General features: G+C 64.4%; 16 protein-coding genes. 6 read left to right on the forward strand and 10 right to left on the reverse strand.

Annotated elements, in window-relative coordinates; all coding sequences use genetic code 11:
- Positions 1-5 precede the first annotated feature (5 nt).
- Complete coding sequence (locus AC5I5I_RS00840; protein WP_495758400.1) at positions 6-788, forward strand: EAL domain-containing protein; 783 nt, start codon at positions 6-8, stop codon at positions 786-788.
- Between the two features lie 69 nt (positions 789-857).
- Here AC5I5I_RS00840 and AC5I5I_RS00845 read toward each other — a convergent pair whose 3' ends face one another.
- The 3 genes from AC5I5I_RS00845 to AC5I5I_RS00855 all read right to left on the reverse strand — a co-directional run bounded on the left by AC5I5I_RS00845 (position 858) and on the right by AC5I5I_RS00855 (position 3,842).
- Positions 858-1,319 carry a cupin domain-containing protein gene (locus AC5I5I_RS00845; RefSeq protein WP_495758399.1) on the reverse strand — a complete coding sequence of 154 codons (462 nt, stop codon included), beginning with the start codon at positions 1,317-1,319 and terminating at the stop codon, positions 858-860.
- A 10-nt stretch (positions 1,320-1,329) separates the two neighbouring features.
- Positions 1,330-2,538 carry an acetyl-CoA C-acetyltransferase gene (locus AC5I5I_RS00850; RefSeq protein ID WP_495969243.1) on the reverse strand — a complete coding sequence of 403 codons (1,209 nt, stop codon included), beginning with the start codon at positions 2,536-2,538 and terminating at the stop codon, positions 1,330-1,332.
- 146 nt (positions 2,539-2,684) lie between these two features.
- Positions 2,685-3,842, reverse strand: coding sequence for an acyl-CoA dehydrogenase family protein (locus AC5I5I_RS00855; protein ID WP_495969244.1), 1,158 nt, complete (start codon positions 3,840-3,842; stop codon positions 2,685-2,687).
- Between the two features lie 128 nt (positions 3,843-3,970).
- On the opposite strand from AC5I5I_RS00855, the gene AC5I5I_RS00860 reads away from it, so the two are divergent.
- Positions 3,971-5,770, forward strand: a complete 1,800-nt coding sequence (locus AC5I5I_RS00860; RefSeq protein WP_495969245.1) for an ABC-F family ATP-binding cassette domain-containing protein — start codon at positions 3,971-3,973, stop codon at positions 5,768-5,770.
- Positions 5,771-5,780: 10 nt separating this feature from the next.
- Here the strand turns inward: AC5I5I_RS00860 and AC5I5I_RS00865 are convergent, their stop codons facing one another.
- Together AC5I5I_RS00865 and AC5I5I_RS00870 are read right to left on the reverse strand one after the other, a co-directional pair.
- Positions 5,781-6,230 (reverse strand): YqaA family protein, encoded by a 450-nt coding sequence (locus AC5I5I_RS00865; protein ID WP_495969246.1) that lies wholly within the window; start codon positions 6,228-6,230, stop codon positions 5,781-5,783.
- On the reverse strand, positions 6,227-7,471 hold the full coding sequence (locus AC5I5I_RS00870) for a BaiN/RdsA family NAD(P)/FAD-dependent oxidoreductase (RefSeq protein WP_495969817.1): 1,245 nt from the start codon (positions 7,469-7,471) through the stop codon (positions 6,227-6,229). The genes AC5I5I_RS00865 and AC5I5I_RS00870 overlap by 4 nt, the downstream gene beginning before the upstream one ends.
- Positions 7,472-7,687: 216 nt before the next feature.
- On the opposite strand from AC5I5I_RS00870, the gene AC5I5I_RS00875 reads away from it, so the two are divergent.
- Entirely contained in the window at positions 7,688-9,526 is a 1,839-nt protein-coding gene (locus tag AC5I5I_RS00875; RefSeq protein WP_495969247.1) for a caspase family protein, read from the forward strand.
- Between the two features lie 64 nt (positions 9,527-9,590).
- Here the strand turns inward: AC5I5I_RS00875 and AC5I5I_RS00880 are convergent, their stop codons facing one another.
- Positions 9,591-11,015 carry an APC family permease gene (locus tag AC5I5I_RS00880; protein WP_495969248.1) on the reverse strand — a complete coding sequence of 475 codons (1,425 nt, stop codon included), beginning with the start codon at positions 11,013-11,015 and terminating at the stop codon, positions 9,591-9,593.
- Positions 11,016-11,138: 123 nt separating this feature from the next.
- Between AC5I5I_RS00880 and AC5I5I_RS00885 the strand changes: the two genes are divergently transcribed.
- A complete protein-coding gene (locus AC5I5I_RS00885; protein ID WP_495969249.1) occupies positions 11,139-11,837 on the forward strand; it encodes a TetR/AcrR family transcriptional regulator in 699 nt (232 codons plus the stop codon).
- 118 nt (positions 11,838-11,955) lie between these two features.
- Here AC5I5I_RS00885 and AC5I5I_RS00890 read toward each other — a convergent pair whose 3' ends face one another.
- Positions 11,956-13,131 (reverse strand): ABC transporter substrate-binding protein, encoded by a 1,176-nt coding sequence (locus AC5I5I_RS00890; protein WP_495969250.1) that lies wholly within the window; start codon positions 13,129-13,131, stop codon positions 11,956-11,958.
- A 171-nt stretch (positions 13,132-13,302) separates the two neighbouring features.
- On the opposite strand from AC5I5I_RS00890, the gene AC5I5I_RS00895 reads away from it, so the two are divergent.
- Together AC5I5I_RS00895 and AC5I5I_RS00900 are read left to right on the forward strand one after the other, a co-directional pair.
- Positions 13,303-14,433 carry a cobalamin-independent methionine synthase II family protein gene (locus AC5I5I_RS00895; protein ID WP_495969251.1) on the forward strand — a complete coding sequence of 377 codons (1,131 nt, stop codon included), beginning with the start codon at positions 13,303-13,305 and terminating at the stop codon, positions 14,431-14,433.
- 121 nt (positions 14,434-14,554) lie between these two features.
- Positions 14,555-15,064 carry a DUF1993 domain-containing protein gene (locus tag AC5I5I_RS00900; protein WP_495969252.1) on the forward strand — a complete coding sequence of 170 codons (510 nt, stop codon included), beginning with the start codon at positions 14,555-14,557 and terminating at the stop codon, positions 15,062-15,064.
- Positions 15,065-15,125: 61 nt separating this feature from the next.
- Here the strand turns inward: AC5I5I_RS00900 and AC5I5I_RS00905 are convergent, their stop codons facing one another.
- From AC5I5I_RS00905 to AC5I5I_RS00915, 3 genes are all read right to left on the reverse strand, one after another.
- Positions 15,126-15,329: a YgaP family membrane protein gene (locus AC5I5I_RS00905; RefSeq protein ID WP_495969253.1), complete on the reverse strand. Its 204-nt coding sequence runs from the start codon at positions 15,327-15,329 to the stop codon at positions 15,126-15,128.
- A gap of 87 nt (positions 15,330-15,416) precedes the next feature.
- Entirely contained in the window at positions 15,417-15,788 is a 372-nt protein-coding gene (locus AC5I5I_RS00910; protein WP_495969254.1) for a hypothetical protein, read from the reverse strand.
- Between the two features lie 187 nt (positions 15,789-15,975).
- The gene (locus tag AC5I5I_RS00915; RefSeq protein ID WP_495969255.1) at positions 15,976-16,833 is read right to left on the reverse strand and encodes an amino acid ABC transporter substrate-binding protein; all 858 of its coding nucleotides are present in this window, start codon (positions 16,831-16,833) and stop codon (positions 15,976-15,978) included.
- Positions 16,834-16,948 lie beyond the last annotated feature (115 nt).

Raw genomic sequence — 16,948 nt, forward strand, 5'->3', positions numbered from 1 at the left:
GATTCATGAAGCATCGTCAGACCTGCAGCGGATGCCGCGACGATCTGCCGCTCGGGTTTTCGTTCGAGATGGCATTTCAGCCGATCGTCGATGTCGCATCCCAACGGATCTGGGGTCACGAAGCGCTCGTGCGCGGGCTGAACGGAGAGTCCGCGGCCAGCGTGCTTGCCAACGTCACCGAGGAGACCCGCTACCGCTTCGACCAGGCCTGCCGCGTCAAGGCGATCGAGGCGGCGGGCCGCCTGTTCGATGACGAGGAGCTGCGTCTGTCGATCAATTTCATGCCCAACGCCGTATACGAGCCGGCCGCCTGCATCCGCACCTCGCTCGAGGCCGCGCGCCGCGTCGGCTTTCCGACCGAGCGCATCATGTTCGAATTCACCGAGGACGAGCGCGTGCACGATGCCGGACATATCGAGCGCATCATCGCCGAATACCGGCGGCTTGGCTTCATCACCGCACTTGACGATTTCGGTGCGGGTTATGCCGGCCTCAAGCTTCTCGCCGAATATCAGCCGAACCTGATCAAGATCGACATGGCGCTGCTGCGCGGCGTCGATGACAGCCCGGCGAAACAGGCCATCGTCGCGGGAATAGCCGGCATCGCGCGCGCCCTCGACATCACGGTGATCGCCGAAGGCGTGGAGACCGAACAAGAGCTCGCCGTCCTGCGGGCCACAGGCATCCGTTTGTTTCAGGGCTACCTGTTCGCGCGTCCCTCGTTTCAGGCGCTGTCTCCCGTTCCGATGCTCACAACCGCCAACACACGCGTTGCCGGCGTCGCCTGACCGCGGCTGCGGTCCCACTCGCTTTCACCCGATCGCCTCAACCTGCACCGCCTGCAAGCAGACGGACGCTCACCCGATCGCATCGCCATTCTTGCGCATGAAGCGCACCCCGCTCTCGCTCTTCTCGCCCATCATGTCGACATCGGAGTAATGAAACGTATCGGTCGGCGCGCGGGTGCCGATTTCGAGATAGACCACATCGCCTTTCGACTTGTTGACGAGGCAATGACCGTTCGGCACGCCGGCCTTGAAGCCCGCGCAATCGCCCGCCCGCAGGATGGTTTCCTCACCGTCCTCGCACAAAGTCGCCTCGCCTTCGACGATATAGACGAACTCGTCCTCGGTCTCGTGCCAGTGCCGGAGCGCCGACGCCGCGCCGGGCTTGAGCCTTGTCAGGTTCACGCCGAATTGGGTGAGGCCAGCTTCATTGCCGAGTACGGTCTTGATCCGGCCTTCCGTAAAGCCAGCGTATTCCGCAGGATAAATCGTGGTGGCCCGCACCGCGCATTTCGACAGATCGATCTTCGGCATTGGCGCCGCCTCACACGCGCTCGATGATGGTCGCGGTGCCCATGCCGGCGCCGATGCAGAGCGTGATCAGCGCCGTGGACTTGCCGCGCCGCTCCAGTTCGTCGAGCACCGTTCCGAGGATCATCGCGCCGGTCGCGCCGAGCGGATGCCCCATCGCAATGGCGCCGCCATTCACGTTGATCTTGTCATGCGGAATGTCGAGCGCCTGCATGTAGCGCAGCACCACCGAGGCGAAGGCTTCGTTCAACTCCCACAGATCGATATCGGCGGTCGACATGCCGGCCTTCTTCAAGACTTTCTGTGTCACCGGAATCGGGCCGGTCAGCATGATGCCGGGCTCGGAACCGATATTGGCGAAGGCCTTGATGCGCGCCCGCGGTTTCAGCCCCGCCGCCTTGCCGGCCTCCTTGTTGCCGATCAGCACCGCCGCGGCGCCGTCGACAATGCCGGACGAATTGCCGGCATGGTGCACGTGGTTGACCTCTTCGACTTCGGGATAGCGTTGCGTCGCCACCGCATCGAAGCCGCCGAGCTGGCCGATTTCGACGAAGGCCGGCTTAAGGGAGGCCAGCGACTGCATGGTCGTGCCCGGCCGCATATGCTCGTCGCGATCGAGAAGCGTGATCCCGTTGACGTCCTTGATCGGTAGGATCGAGTTTTTGAACCGACCGTCGGCCCAGGCTTCCGCCGCGCGCTTCTGGCTCTCCACTGCGTAGGCATCGACGTCGTCGCGCGAGAAGCCATACTTCGTCGCGATCAGATCGGCGGAAATCCCCTGCGGCATGAAATAGGTCGGGATCGCCGCCATCGGGTCCATGAACCAGGCGCCGCCGGACGCGCCGATGCCGACCCGGCTCATCGATTCGACGCCGCCGCCGATCGTCATATTGTGCTGGCCGCTCATCACTTCGGCGGCAGCGAAATTCACCGCGTCCAGCCCCGATGCGCAGAACCGGTTGATCTGGATGCCGGGCACCTTGTCGCCGTAACCCGCCAGCAGCGCCGAGATGCGCGCGACGTCGCCTCCGGCTTCCCCGATCGGATCGACGCAGCCCATCACCACATCGTCGACCAGTTCCGGATCGAGATTGTTGCGCTCGCGCATGCCTTTGAGCACCTGCGAGGCGAGGTTGACCGTCTGCACCTCATGCAGCGAGCCGTCGACCTTGCCGCGTCCGCGCGGCGAGCGCAGGTGATCGTAGATAAAGGCGTCGGTCATTCTGTCTCTCTCCGTTTCTTCCCTCTCCCCGCTTGCGGGGAGAGGGTGCGAGCCGGGTGAGGGGGGTCCATTGCAAGAAACCCCTCACCCGGATCGCTTCGCGATCCGACCTCTCCCCGCTGAAGCGGGGAGAGGTAAGGCCGCGGCTACAAACTCCTCGCAATCAGCAGTTTCATGATCTCATTGGTGCCGGCATAGATGCGGAGCACCCGCGCGTCCCGGTACATCCGCGAGATCGGATATTCGTCCATATAGCCATAGCCGCCGAACAATTGCAGGCAGCGATCAATCACTTTTGCCTGCACATCCGTCGACCAGTATTTGATCATCGACGCGGTGACGGTGTCGAGTTCGCCCTTGATGTGGCGCTCGATGCAATGGTCGAGGAACACCCTGGCCGCGGTCGCCTCGGTCTTGCATTCAGCAAGTGTGAACTGCGTATTCTGAAAACTGATGATTGGCTTGCCGAAGGCCTGCCGGTCCTTGACGTAATCGATGGTCAGCCGCAGCGCCCGTTCCATCATCGACACCGCGTGGATACCGACGATCAGCCGCTCCTGCGGCAATTGCTGCATGAGTTGCACGAAGCCCTGCCCGTCTTGGGCACCTAGCAGACTCTCGGCCGGCAGCTTTACGTCCTCGAAGAAAAGTTCCGAGGTGTCGGATGAATCGAGGCCGAGCTTCTTGAGCTTGCGTCCGCGGCGAAAGCCCGGCGCATCCGCGGTCTCGACCATCATCAGCGAGACGCCCTTGGCGCCCGCCGACGGATCGGTCTTCGCCACCACCAGGATAATATCGGCATGCTGGCCATTGGTGATGAAGATCTTCGAGCCGTTCAGCACATAGCCGTTGCCGGACTTTTTCGCGGTGGTCCGCACGCCCTGCAGGTCGGACCCAGTGCCGGGCTCGGTCATGGCGATGGCGCCGACCAGCTCGCCGGTCGCCATCTTCGGCAGCCAGCGCTGCTTCTGCTCCTCGGTGCCGTAATGCAGGATGTAGGGCGCGACGATGCCGGAATGCAGCGGCGCCCCGAAGGAGTCGAACCCGCACAGCGCGATCTCGCGATTGATCACCGCCTCATGCGCGAAGGTCCCGCCCGCCCCTCCATAGGCCTCCGGCATCGCCGCACAGAGCAATCCGGCCTCGCCGGTCGCGTTCCAGACCTCGCGGTCGTAGATCCCGGCGTCATTCCAGCGCTCGATATTGGGGGCATATTCGGCCGCCATGAAACGGCGGGCCTGCTCCTCCAGCAGCACAAGATCTTCCGTCATCCATGACGGCCGCGGCAGGTTCAGGACGTCCATCTGGCGATTCTCTCCCGAATATCAGCTTATTCCGGGCAGGTGACGGGCGCGAGGGCGCGTCCGGTGTTTTTCGATGGTGCAAGGCAACAGGCGCGCTATACACCCACCCCTCACAACGCAAAGAACCCATGGCCCCCCTGATCCAGCTGCGCGAAATCGCGCTCACCTTCGGCGGCACGCCGCTCCTGACCTCGGCCGACCTGTCGGTCTCGGAGGGCGAGCGGGTCTGCGTGGTCGGCCGCAACGGGTCCGGCAAGTCGACGCTGCTCAAGATCGCCGCCGGCATGGTCGAGCCGGATCGCGGCAGCGTGTTCGTGCAGCCCGGCGCCACCATCCGCTATCTGCCGCAGGAACCGGATTTCTCCGGCCATGCCACCACCCTGTCTTATGTCGAAGCCGGCCTCGCCCCCGGTGACGACCCGTACCAGGCCCGCTACCTGATCGAACAGCTGGGCCTGACCGGCAATGAAGACCCGGCACACCTCTCCGGCGGCGAGGCGCGCCGTGCGGCCCTGGCCCGCGTGCTGGCGCCCAATCCAGACATTCTTCTGCTCGACGAGCCGACCAACCATCTCGACCTCGTCACCATCGAATGGCTGGAAAGCGAACTGAAAAGCCGCCGCTGTGCGCTGGTCCTGATCAGCCATGACCGGCGCTTTCTGGAGACTTTGTCACGCGTCACGGTGTGGCTCGACCGCGGCCAGACCCGAAGGCTGGAAATCGGGTTCAAGGACTTCGAGACCCGCCGCGACGAAATCCTGGCGGAGGAAGAGCGCGAGCAGCACAAGCTCGACCGCAAGATCGTCGCCGAGGAGCATTGGGTGCGTTACGGCGTCACCGCGCGGCGCAAGCGCAACATGCGCCGCATGGGCGAGTTGCAGGCGCTGCGGCAGCAGCGCAACGATTATCGCGGCTCCGTCGGCAAGGCCAATATCAGTGTCGCCGAAGCCGACAAGTCCGGTGCCTTGGTGATCGAGGCGAAGAATATTTCGAAGTCCTATGACGGCCGTCCGATCGTCACGGACTTTTCCACCCGCATCAATCGCGCCGACCGGATCGGCATTGTCGGACCGAATGGCAGCGGCAAGACCACGCTGCTCTCGCTGCTCACCGGCACGCTGCAACCCGACGAGGGCACGGTACGCCTGGGCGCCAATATCGAGATGGCCGCGCTCGAACAGGATCGCGACAGCCTCGATCCGAACTGGACCCTGGCCGAAGCCCTCACCGGCGGACGCGGCGACACCGTCACCGTCGGCGGACAGACCAAGCATGTTGTCGGCTACATGAAGGACTTCCTGTTTTCGCCCGAACAGATCCGCACGCCCTTGCGCGCATTGTCCGGCGGCGAACGCGGGCGGCTGATGCTGGCGCGCGCCCTGGCCAAGCCGTCGAACTTTCTGGTGCTCGACGAACCGACCAACGATCTCGATCTGGAAACGCTCGACGTGCTGGAGGAAACGCTGGCCGACTACACCGGCACCGTGATCCTGATCAGCCATGACCGCGATTTTCTCGACCGCGTCGTCAGTGGGGTGATCGTCCCGGAAGGCGACGGCGTCTGGAACGAATATGCCGGCGGCTATTCCGACATGCTGATCCAGCGCGGCGCCGACATCGCATCGACCAAGCCGGTGCGCGCGGCCACGGCGCGGGAGGTCAAGGCCGCAGCCGCATCGGCCGCAAAGAAAAAGAAGCTGTCCTTCAACGAGAAATTCGCGCTCGACAATCTGCCGAAGCAGATCGCCAAGCTGGAAGAGGAGATCCGCGCGCAACAGAAAAAGCTGGACGATCCCGGCCTCTACACGCGCGACCGCAAGGCGTTCGACGCCGCCAGCGCAGCCATCGCCAAGGCGCAGGCCGAACTGGCCGCGGCGGAAGAGAAATGGTTGGAGCTCGAAATGCTGCGCGAGCAGATCGAGGGATGATTTTGCGGCGTCACATTACCGCGTGTGCCACGCCCATCGCACCGAGCGCCAGCAACACGTAGCGCGCGGTTTTTGCGATCGCGACCAGAATGACAAACGACCAGAACGGCTCGCGCATCAGGCCCGCCGCGATGGTGAGCGGATCGCCGATCACCGGCGCCCAGCTTAACAGCAGCGACCAGCGGCCGTAGCGGTGATACCAGCCCTGCGCCTTGTCGAGCGCTTGCGGCGATAGCGGAAACCATTTGCGGTCGCGGAAATGCTCGGCGAAACGGCCGAGCAGCCAGTTCACGCAGGAGCCAAGAATATTGCCGGCACTGGCCACCGCGACCAGCAGCACCGGCGAGAACTTCCCGGTCATCAGCAGGCCGACCAGCGCCACTTCGGAATGAGCGGGCAGGATCGTGGCCGCGACGAATGCCACCGCGAACAATCCGGCATAAGCCGCGAGATCGGTCATCCCCGCTTCGCCACCTTCGACGATGTCAAATAACGCAGCGCACCCTCGCCAGCTGCAACGCCGGTGGCGAAACACGCTTGCAGCAGATAGCCGCCCGTCGGCGCCTCCCAGTCCAGCATCTCACCCGCGATGAACATTCCGGGCTTTCGCCTGAGCATGAAATTGTCATCGATCGCATCAAACGGCACGCCGCCTGCCGTCGAGATCGCGCGCGCGATCGGCGCAACGCCGGTCAACGCCACCGGCACCGCTTTCAAAAACGCCGCCATCGCTTCCGGTGCCATCGCGCCGAGCTTGCCGCTGGTCACCTCCTGCGCCAGCGCAATCGCGGCAGGCGATAAAGATAGCGCCTTGCGCAGCACATTCGACAGCGATTGCTTGCCACGCGGCGCGCTCAGCCTGCGCGCCACCGTCTCAATATCCATCTCGGGCAGAAGATCGACGATCAGTTCAGCAATGCCGGATACATCGATCGCCTCCCGCAACAGCGGCGACAGCGCATAGATCGCGCCGCCCTCCAAACCATCGCGGGTGACCACGGCTTCGCCGCGCACCCGCTGCCCGCCGAACGACAGCGCCACGGGCTTCAGCGGCCGGCCTTCGACGTGCCCGCGCATGTGCTCTGACCACTTGACGCGAAATCCGCAGTTCGATGGCCGCAGCGGCGCAACCGCGATGCCTTCGCGCGCCAGAATCTCGGACCACCCGCCATCCGACCCGAGCCGCGGCCAGCTCGCGCCGCCGAGCGCGAGCACCGTCACATCCGCGGTGGCGCGAACAATGCCGTCCGGCGTGTCGAACATCAGCGCCCCATCGTCGGCCCATCCGGTCCAGCAATGCCGCAGCGCGACCCTAACGCCCATCGACTCCAGCCGCCGCAGCCAGGCCCGCAGCAGCGGCGAGGCCTTCATCGCCTGTGGAAAGACGCGGCCGCTGGTCCCGATAAAGGTCGGCTGACCGAGGTCCGCGCTCCAGGCGCGCAGGCGTTCCGGCGGGAAGGCGTCGATTGCGTGCCGCAGATGCGGTTCAGCCGCGCCGTATCGGGACGCGAACCGGGTCAGATCTTCCGAATGCGTCAGGTTCAGTCCGCCGCGGCCGGCCATCAGAAACTTGCGCCCGAGCGAAGGCATCCGTTCATAAATCGTAACCGCAATATTTGCGCGGGCCAGCGTCTCGGCCGCGATCAGCCCGGCCGGTCCGCCGCCCACGATCGCGGCGGTGCCTTTATGCGCATCAGTCATCACCTTCATGTGACAGATGCGGCCCGTGCGAGGCAAGCCGTCGCGCGCTCATCTCAAATCGGGCAGAATGCAGGAGCATTGCCGAAGGGCTTTGAGACGCGCACGCGTTGCCTGAAAGACGTGAACCTTTGAACGGTTTGGCTCGACCAAACGACAGGCCCGCGAGACCGGTCGCCCGAGCCGCTTCCGTGGCGCGGAGCGCAGGGAGGTTAGGAAATGCTGAGACACCTGTCATTGGCCTGCGCAACTTTGGCCGCGCTCACCTGTAGCGCCGTCTCCGCATCCGCGCAGGAGCGGTTCGCGCTGGTGATCGGCAATTCCAATTACAAGAGCGTGACCGCGCTTCCCAATCCCGCGCGCGATGCCGAAGCCGTCGGCGCGCTTTTGAAGGATGCCGGCTTCAAAGTCACCTCGGCGCTCGATCTCGACAAATCGAGCATGAGCAAGGTGATCCGCTTCTTCACCACCAGCATCGCGGAGAAGCCTGAAAACACCGTGGCGCTGATCTATTTCGCCGGCCACGGCGTGCAGGTGGATGGCGAGAATTTTCTGGTCCCGATCGATGCCACGATCGCGCGCGAAGCCGACGTGCCGCTCGAGGCGATGCGGATGGGCGACCTGATGTCGATGCTGGAAACCGTACGCGCGAAGACCCGCATCGTGATCCTCGACGCGTGCCGTGACAATCCGTTCGAGGATATCGCCAAAATCGCCCCGCGCGGCCTTGCCATGGTGAATGCTCCGGCGGGCACCCTGCTCGCCTATTCCACCTCGCCCGGGCGCACTGCCGAGGACGGTTCGGCGGGCAACTCACCGTTCGCGCAGGCCTTGCTCAAATCGGCACGTCAGCCCGGCCTCCCGATCGAGACCGCGCTGAAGAATGTGCGGCTGGCGGTTCACGGCGCGACCGGCGGGAGGCAGACGCCATGGGAAGTGTCGGCGCTGACCGAGCCGTTCGCGTTCTTCCCCGGCAGCGCGCCGCTTCAGCCCGACACCGGCGCGGAGAAAACGGCCGACCAATGGCGAAAGGACCTTCAGTCGCGGTCCGCGCGCGATGCGTTCGCGATCACCATTAGAGAAGACAATATCATCGTCTACGAGCAGTTCATTGCCCTTTATGGCAACGACCCGCTCGCCATCAATCTGCGCTCGATTCTCGATCGTCGGCTGATGATGCTGGCGTGGCAGGAAGCGGTGGCGCTCAATAGCGAGGCCGCCTTTGCCGCCTTCCTTGCGCGCTATCCGAACTCCGATCTGAGCGCGACCGCGCGCAAGTTGCAGCAGCGCGCGCAGAACCGGTTGGCATCGGCATCGGTGCTCAGTGGCGCACGCGACGCAAACCTGATCCGTGCCGTCAGCACACCGGGCGGTACGTGTCCGTGCTCGCAGCCCGGTGCGCCGAGTCAACCCGGCACTCCCGGCGCGCCGCCTCCGGGCACGCGCGCTTCGGTCCCGCTTGCGCCGATTGCGCCCGGCGGACCCGTCACCGGGCCGGGCGGACCGGTCTTCGTGCCGGACGGTCCGGTCTATGTTCCGACGGGCCCGATCATCGTCCCTGTTATTCCACCACGCATCAAGGACCCCATTCGGATTCGCGATCCGCGGAACCCTGACCGCTATCCCGATCCGGACCGGCGCGGCACCGACAAGGACGATCACAGGAAACCCGACAAGACCAAGTCCGGAGATCGCGACACCCAAAAGTCCGGCAACAGGGGCAACGCCGGAGAGGAGGGCCGCGGCAACCGTGACGGGCGCGGCAACCGCGAGGGCCGGGGAAACCGCGAAGGCCGCGGCAATCGCGACTCATCGCGCTCCATCGATCAGGGACGCGGCCGCAACGCGGGCCGCAACAACGATCGACCGCAGCTTGAACGTCGCGGCGGTGGCGGCGGCAATTTCGGGCGCGGCCAGAGACAGCAATCGGCCCCGCGATTTGCCGCGCCGCGAAACGCGGGCCCCCGCTTCCAGCCACAGCAGCGTGGTGGCGGTCCGAGGTTTGGCGGTGGCGGGCGCGGCGGCGGCAGTGGCGGCCGCGGCTTCCAGATTCGCTGAGCGAGCCGCAGCGCCGGCAGCGCGGCCGACGGTGACGTTCGCGGCGCGCTTGCCGGCCGGTCGGTCAGTTCTTCGGACCGAAGCCGCCGATGTCCTCCATTTCGGGCTCGGCCGGCTTCACGCCGGTCGCGCGATTGACCAGGACCGTCACCACCCAGAGCACCACGCCGATCGCGAGCAGAACGCCCGCGATCCGGTATTGCTGCGGATCGCGGCCGGTCCACGGACCGACCAGGAATGCGCAGGTGATCGCGCCCAGCACCGGGACGATGGTCGGCGTGCGGAAATGCGCGTGGCCCACCTTGTCCTTCCGCAGCACCAGCACCGCGACATTCACCACCGTGAACACGCCGAGCAGCAGCAATGCAGTGGTGCCGCCAAGCGCCGGGATTTCGCCGACGAAGGTGATCAGCATGAAAGCCAGCAGCGTGGTGAACGCGATCGCGACATAGGGCGTAAGCCGGGTCCGATGCACCCTGCCGAGCGCAGCCGGCAGGACGTGCTCGCGGCTCATGCCGTAGACCAACCGGCTCGCCATCAACATGTTGATCAGCGCGGAATTGGCGACCGCGAACATGGTGATGAAGCCGAAAATCCAGACCGGGAAATTCGGCGCCCCCGCCTGCACGACTTTCAGCAGCGGGGTCTCGCCCTGCCCAAGGTCTTCAGGCGACACCAGCGTGATCGCCGAGATCGACACCAGCACATACACCGTGCCGGTGATGAACAGCCCCGCCAGCAGGATTTTCGGAAAGATGCGGGTCGGGTCTTGGGTTTCTTCCGCCATGTTGACGGAATCCTCGAACCCGACCATCGCGAAGAAAGCCAGCGTGGTCGCCGCGATCACCGGCCAGATGAAACTGGTATCCGGGCTGGTCTTGAATTCGAACGCGCGCGAGACGTCGCCCTGGCCGAGCCCGATTGCCCACAAGCCGATGACGATGATGATGAGCAGTCCCGTGAGCTCGACGCAGGTCAGGACCACATTGGCCTTCACGCTCTCGCCGACGCCGCGGAAATTGACGATCGCGACCAACGCCATGAAGGCAAGGCCAAGCAGCGTGATGCCGACGCCGCCCGCGAGATCGAGATTGAACGAATGTGCGAAATTGGCGGCGAAGGCGCGCGATGCGGTCGAGGCCGAGGTGATGCCCGAGCACATCACCGCGAAGGCGACGATGAACGTGAAAAAGTGAATGCCGAAAGCGCGGTGGGTGTAAAGCGCGGCGCCGGCGGCGCGCGGATATTTGGTGACGAGTTCGAGATAGGAGAACGCCGTCATCAGCGCCACCACGAAGGCGACGACGAACGGCAGCCAGACCATGCCGCCGACCTGTTTCGCCACCTGTCCGGTGAGCGCGTAGATGCCGGTGCCGAGAATGTCGCCGACGATGAACAGCAGCAATAGCCACGGGCCCATGACCCGCTTCAGTTCGGGCTGCTGTTCGCCCGCCGGTACCGCCGCCCCGCCTTCGGCAATCGCAGTCATGGTTCGCCCTTTCCTCGCCGCCGTACCGGCCGTGGCAAGACTACGCACAGGCCCGTGTTCCCGCAAAGACAGGCTTGCGCTATCCAGAGATTCGAAAGGCCTTTGGCCCGCACTGGATCGGACATGGCGAAAACAACACGCAAGCCGAAAACGGCCAGGCCGCGGCGCAGCGGGCCGGTGGCGAAGCCGCGGCGGAGCCATAGCGAGCGACGGCAGGACGCGCAGGACAAGCTGATGCGCGCGGCGATCGCGCTCCTGGTCGAGCGCGGCTATGCCGGCTTCTCGACCATCGCCGTTGCCGCCCGCGCCGGGGTCTCGCGGGGCGCGCGGGAGAATTACTACAAGACCAAATACGACCTGCTCGAAGCGGCGTGGCAGGCTGCCTTGACCCGCGCCGAAACCGACGCGCAGTTGCTCGCCGACAAGATCCTCGTCTCGTCGGATCCGGTTGAGGATTTCCTGTCGAGTTCCGCGTCGTTCTTCCTCGGCGACGATTATCTCGCGATGCTGGAACTCGCCATGGCGGCCCGCACCGACGCCAGGATCGAGCGCATCTTTCACGCGCTGTTCCGCGACAATCGCAGGCGTCACGACCGGGTCTGGATCGACGCGTTCGTGCGAGCGGGCTACGCGAAGTCCGATGTCACGCGTTTCATCACGGTCGCGAACTGCATGTTCCGCGGCGCCGCGCTGATGGCCGCGTTCGGCTTGCCGAAGAAGGCATACCGCAGTGTGGTCGGAGAATTGCGCGGGATAGCAGGGGTGTATCTGGGCGTGCAGCGAAAGAAAGTATCAATGTCCCGGGCGCAGCGCGGCGTGTAACGCTGCGCTGCAGAGCCGGGACCCACGTTCCTTATTCGATGGGCCCCGGATCAGCCGTGGGCACCGGATCAGCGGTGCATCATTTCATGCTGCACCGCGTCCGGGGCACGATATCGAACTACTTCATCCGCGCCAGCACCGGATCCTTCACGTCCTTCACCGTGTCGATGATGACATTCAGCGGCTGGCCGTCGACCTTCTCGACCCGGCGGATGTAGATGTCCTGCACCACGTCGCGGGTCTGCGGGTCGATCGCGATCGGCCCGCGCGGACTTTCCCACTTCATCCCCTTCGCCGCATTGATCAGCGCTTCCCCGTCGGTCTTTCCGCCGGTCTTCTTCAGCGCCTCGTAGATGAGATGCATGCCGTCATAGCCGCCGGCCGCCATGAAGTCCGGCGTCCGTCCGTAGGCGGCCACGTAATCCTTCACGAAGGACTCATTGCTGCCGGTCTTGTGCTCGGGTGCATAATTCCACGCGGAAATGATGCCGAGCGACGCATCGCCCATGCTCTTCAACGCGGTCTCGGCGGTGACTTCGCCGGTGCCGAGCACCTTGATCTTGCTGGCATCGAGCCCGCGTTCGGCCAGCGCCTTGGCGAATGCGGCCGGCTGCGCACCCGCCGGCACGAACAGGAAGATCGCTTCGGGGTTCAGATCCTTGGCGCGCTGCACGAAGGCGGAGAAATCCGGATTGGCGACCGGGAAACGAACCGAGCCGAGGATTTCGCCGCCGGCCTCCTTGAAGGCACGCTGGAAGCCGCCTTCGGCGTCGTGGCCCGGACCGAAATCCGACACCATGGTGTAGACCTTTTTCACGCCGTTCTTCGCGGCCCATGCGCCGAGCGTTTCGGCGGCCTGCGGCAGCGTGATCGAGGTGCGCGCCATGTAGGGCGACTTGGTGGTGATGATCGAAGTGCCGGCATTCATCACCACCATGAATTTCTTCGCCGAAGCCGAGACGTCGGCCGCGGCCAGCGCATTCGGTGTCAGCACGAAGCCCGCGAGAATGTCGACGCCGTCGCGAACCACCATTTCCTGCGCCAGGCGCTTCGCCACATCGGGCGCAACGCCGCCGGTATCCTTGCGGATGAATTCGACCTTCTTGCCGGCCACGATGTCGCCGTGCCGTTTCACGAACAGCTTGATGCCGTTGTCCATCTGCGCGGCGGTATCGGCGAACTGTCCAGAATAGGGCATGATCAGGCCGATCTTGATGGTGTCCTGCGCCTGCGCGGCGCCGGCGGTGATTGCAGCGGCAACTGCTAACCCAAGCACGCTTGTCAGTTTTCGCATGTCTGTCCTCCCTCGACGCGATCCGTTCCGGTCGCGGTTTGCCTTTTGTTGACGTTTCTGGTTGACAGCTAAAAACAGGCTGGTCAGCTTGGATATTGCTCCGGCCGCAACCGCAAATCAACAGCGGCGTTGTGGCCAAAGGCCCAATGTCGCTCAGGTCCGGAAACGCCCATGCAACGCTCGGTTACGAAAATCCTCACCACACATGTCGGCAGCCTGCCCGGCCGCGGTGAATCCGGACACGACATGCCCGACGTCGCTGCCATCCGCGAGATTATTGCGGCGCAACACGATGCCGGGCTCGATATCGTCAACGAGGGCGAATTCACCAAAGGCGGCGACTGGCTGAGCTTCATCGATGGCCGGCTTGGCGGCTTTACCGCAGCGGAGGCGACCGGCGCGCCGCTGCTGTTTCAGGGCAAGGACCGCGAGACCTTCGCCGATTTCTACAAATACGCCGCCGAGCGCGGCACGCTGTTCTACGTCACCAAGGACAAGCCCGCGGTGAAACGCATCTATTGGGAATGCACCGGGCCGATCAGCTATACCGGCCATGACGCGATGCAGCGCGAGATCGAGTTGTTCAAGGCCGCCTTGCCGGCGGACCATGCGGCGGACACGTTCCTCACCACCACGGCGCCCGCAAGTCTCGAGCCCTATCACACCAACAAGTATTACAAGACCACCGAAGACTTCCTGTTCGCCTTCGCCGATGCGATGCGCGTCGAATACGAGATGATCGCCGATGCCGGCTTCCTGGTGCAGGTCGACGATGCCTGGCTCGCGGCGCTGTGGGAGCGCATCGGCATCGGCATGGGCCTTGAGGCCTTCCGCAAATATTGCATGCTGCGGGTGGAAGCGCTCAACCATGCGCTGCGCAACATCCCCGAAGACCGCATCCGCTATCACCTGTGCTGGGGCAGCTGGCACGGCCCGCATGCCTTTGACATCCCGCTGCGCGACATCGTCGACATCCTGCTGCGGGTAAAGGCTCAGGGATATCTGATCGAGGGCGCCAACGCGCGCCACGAGCACGAGTACCATGTGTGGGAAGACGTGAAGCTGCCGGATGGCAAGATCCTGATCCCCGGCGTGGTCGCGCATGCGACCGATACCATCGAGCATCCCGAACTGGTCAGCGAGCGTATCCAGCGTTACGCGAAACTGGTCGGCAAGGAGAATGTGATCGCGGGGACCGATTGCGGCTTCGGCGAGCGCACCCATCCGCAGATCGCATGGGCGAAATTGCGCGCGCTGTCGCAAGGCGCGGCGCTGGCGACCAAGGCGCTGAAATTTGCGTAGCCCGGGGGAGCGCAGCGATACCCGGGGCATGGTCGCGCATGTCGCTTCGCTCATGCGGGCTACTCGCGGCGTCGCCTCACCCACCCTACATAGCTGCGACCTTCAACCGCGGAACACACCGATGTCGATTTCGATGTATCAGGCCTCCGTCCCCGTCTTCCTGCACGGGCTCGGCACCCTCACCCACATTCTGCGGAAGGGCGAAGCGCATGCCGCCGAGACCGGCGCCGACCCCGCATCCTATATTGACGCCCGGCTTGCTCCGGACATGCTGACACTCGCCGGCCAGATCCAGCGCGCCAGCGACACCTCGAAGTTCGCACTCGAACGAATCAGCGGCATTGGGTCGCCGAAACTGGAGGACAACGAGAAAACCTTCGCCGAGCTTCTGGCGCGGGTCGAGCGCACCGCGGATTACATCGGCGCGATCCCGGAGGCGCAGATTGACGGTACCGAAACCAACCGCATCGAACTGAAGCTGCGCGATTTCAATCCGGTCTTCACCGGCGCGTCATATCTGCTCAGCTTTGCGGTGCCAAACTTCTATTTCCACGTCACGACGGCTTACGACATCCTGCGCCACAAGGGCGTGCCGCTGGCGAAGCTCGATTATCTGCGGCTGAAAGGCTAGCCATGTCGCATGAGGCCGGCACGCGACGCGTGCCGGCCGTCATGTCAGCTTGCGCGCAGGATCAACTCCGCTTGCAGGTCGACAGGCCGACGATGGAATAGGCCGGACAATTGCCGATCAGGGCGGTCACGATCGGGATCACTCCGACCCAACCGACCCAGTTCCATCCCACATTCGGAAACCCGATCGGAATCGCAAAGCAGATCAGCGCGATGCCGACGATCAGCCGAAGCCCTCGATCGAGCCCACCCATATTCACGGTCATCCGACACCCCTCATCACATGCAAATCACAGCATATGATGAGGCATCGCGGTGTCGGCCGGATTGAGCTGCATCAACCGAAGCAGCAATTACCAGCGATAGCCGTAACGCGCCGGGCGGTAATAGCCATAGCCATAGCGCGGAGCGTAGTACGGCGCGTAGGCGCGTTGCGCGTAATAGCCGTAATTGCCGTAATAGCGGGGGGCCGGCACGTAGTATTGCGGGTAGCCGTAGTAATAGGCCGGCTGATAGCCGCCATAATACACCGGCTGGTAGGGTCCATAGCCGCTGTAATAAGCCGGAGCGGCAGTCGAGATCGCCGCGCCCGCGACAACGCCGGCGGCGACGCCCGCGCCGATCCAGCAGCCGCTGCCACAGCCAGCATCGGCACGCGTCGGGGCGGCGATGGTCGCGGCCGCGATCGAGCCGGCGGCGACGAAGGTCAACAGAATCTTGCGCATGAAACTCTCCTCAACGCGCGGTGACGGCCCGTCCGAAGACAGGCTCCCGCACGTAGCGGTAACATGCGCGGAGTCGACGAGTTCTGAACGCCGCTCGCACTTTCATGAATGAGGGTGAATAAACTCCCAGCACGCGCGCAACAAATCGCCGCCGCCGTCGCGGCGGCGATCCGTACGTGCCGTGCGATTAGCGCGCGAGGGCGCCGAGCGAGAAGGCGCTGAGCAGCACCGGACCGGGCTTCAGCTTTACCTGGTCGAACCACCGGCTGAAGACGGTGAAGATCAGGCCCGACCCATACACCTCGGCCAGCGCCGAATTCACCGCCAGCCGGAGCGCCCAGTCGCCGCGCGGCAGCGCGATGCCATAAGGCTCGAACGACAGATCGTCCGGCAGCATTGTCAGCGCCTTGGCATCCTGGAAGCGCGCGCCGACCAGCAGCAGCTTGTCGCTGGCATAGCCATCGACTTCGCCCTTTTCGAGCGCGGCGATGCCGGCGTCGCGATCCTTCACCGGAACCAGCGTCACCTTCAGCTTGCCCTGCTTGACCAGTTCGGCGAGAGCGGCCTCGTTGGTGGTGCCGGCGGCGACCGCGATCTTCTGTCCGTTCAGGTCGCCGGCTTTGGTAACGCCGGTAGCGGTGCGCATCACGATGCCGGTACTCTCGACAAAGGTGACCGACGAGAAGTCGACCTGCTTCATGCGCGACAGGGTCATGGTCGAGGAGCCGCATTCCATGTCGGCCTTGCCCTGCGCCACCATGTCGAAGCGGTTCTGCGTCGTCACCTCAACCCATTCGACCTTGAGCGGCGTGTTCAGGGACTTGCCGATCCATTCCGCTGCCAGCCGGCACAGGTCGATGGTGTAACCCGCCGGCTCCTTGGCCTGCTGGTTGAAGAACGAGAAAGGCGTTGCCGCGGCTCGGTAACCGATCTTGATGGTCTTGGAATCCGCGATCCGCTTCAGGCGGCTGTCGGCGGGTGTCTGCCCAGCCGCAATCGAGGCGGTAAGGATCAGGGCAACAGAGGCAATCGCGGCACGCAGCATCAGAATACTCCCCCCGGGACGTGTTGAGCCCGCAGGTTACCGGGTCGCGATGGAACCGGCAAATCGGGCCTTAACCAACGCCGGAACGATCCCTCGCTGCGCTGCGTTCACGGGC

The sequence above is a fragment of the Pseudorhodoplanes sp. genome (genome assembly GCF_059499825.1).

What these genes read in the sequence shown, in the direction of transcription:
- AC5I5I_RS00900 (WP_495969252.1), top strand. Translation starts at nt 14,555, where the DNA reads ATGTCGATTTCGATGTATCAGGCCTCCGTCCCCGTCTTCCTGCACGGG.
- AC5I5I_RS00910 (WP_495969254.1), bottom strand. Translation starts at nt 15,788, where the DNA reads ATGCGCAAGATTCTGTTGACCTTCGTCGCCGCCGGCTCGATCGCGGCC.
- AC5I5I_RS00840 (WP_495758400.1), top strand. Translation starts at nt 6, where the DNA reads ATGAAGCATCGTCAGACCTGCAGCGGATGCCGCGACGATCTGCCGCTC.
- AC5I5I_RS00860 (WP_495969245.1), top strand. Translation starts at nt 3,971, where the DNA reads ATGGCCCCCCTGATCCAGCTGCGCGAAATCGCGCTCACCTTCGGCGGC.
- AC5I5I_RS00855 (WP_495969244.1), bottom strand. Translation starts at nt 3,842, where the DNA reads ATGGACGTCCTGAACCTGCCGCGGCCGTCATGGATGACGGAAGATCTT.
- AC5I5I_RS00850 (WP_495969243.1), bottom strand. Translation starts at nt 2,538, where the DNA reads ATGACCGACGCCTTTATCTACGATCACCTGCGCTCGCCGCGCGGACGC.
- AC5I5I_RS00865 (WP_495969246.1), bottom strand. Translation starts at nt 6,230, where the DNA reads ATGACCGATCTCGCGGCTTATGCCGGATTGTTCGCGGTGGCATTCGTC.
- AC5I5I_RS00890 (WP_495969250.1), bottom strand. Translation starts at nt 13,131, where the DNA reads ATGCGAAAACTGACAAGCGTGCTTGGGTTAGCAGTTGCCGCTGCAATC.
- AC5I5I_RS00915 (WP_495969255.1), bottom strand. Translation starts at nt 16,833, where the DNA reads ATGCTGCGTGCCGCGATTGCCTCTGTTGCCCTGATCCTTACCGCCTCG.
- AC5I5I_RS00905 (WP_495969253.1), bottom strand. Translation starts at nt 15,329, where the DNA reads ATGACCGTGAATATGGGTGGGCTCGATCGAGGGCTTCGGCTGATCGTC.
- AC5I5I_RS00845 (WP_495758399.1), bottom strand. Translation starts at nt 1,319, where the DNA reads ATGCCGAAGATCGATCTGTCGAAATGCGCGGTGCGGGCCACCACGATT.
- AC5I5I_RS00870 (WP_495969817.1), bottom strand. Translation starts at nt 7,471, where the DNA reads ATGACTGATGCGCATAAAGGCACCGCCGCGATCGTGGGCGGCGGACCG.
- AC5I5I_RS00875 (WP_495969247.1), top strand. Translation starts at nt 7,688, where the DNA reads ATGCTGAGACACCTGTCATTGGCCTGCGCAACTTTGGCCGCGCTCACC.
- AC5I5I_RS00880 (WP_495969248.1), bottom strand. Translation starts at nt 11,015, where the DNA reads ATGACTGCGATTGCCGAAGGCGGGGCGGCGGTACCGGCGGGCGAACAG.
- AC5I5I_RS00885 (WP_495969249.1), top strand. Translation starts at nt 11,139, where the DNA reads ATGGCGAAAACAACACGCAAGCCGAAAACGGCCAGGCCGCGGCGCAGC.
- AC5I5I_RS00895 (WP_495969251.1), top strand. Translation starts at nt 13,303, where the DNA reads ATGCAACGCTCGGTTACGAAAATCCTCACCACACATGTCGGCAGCCTG.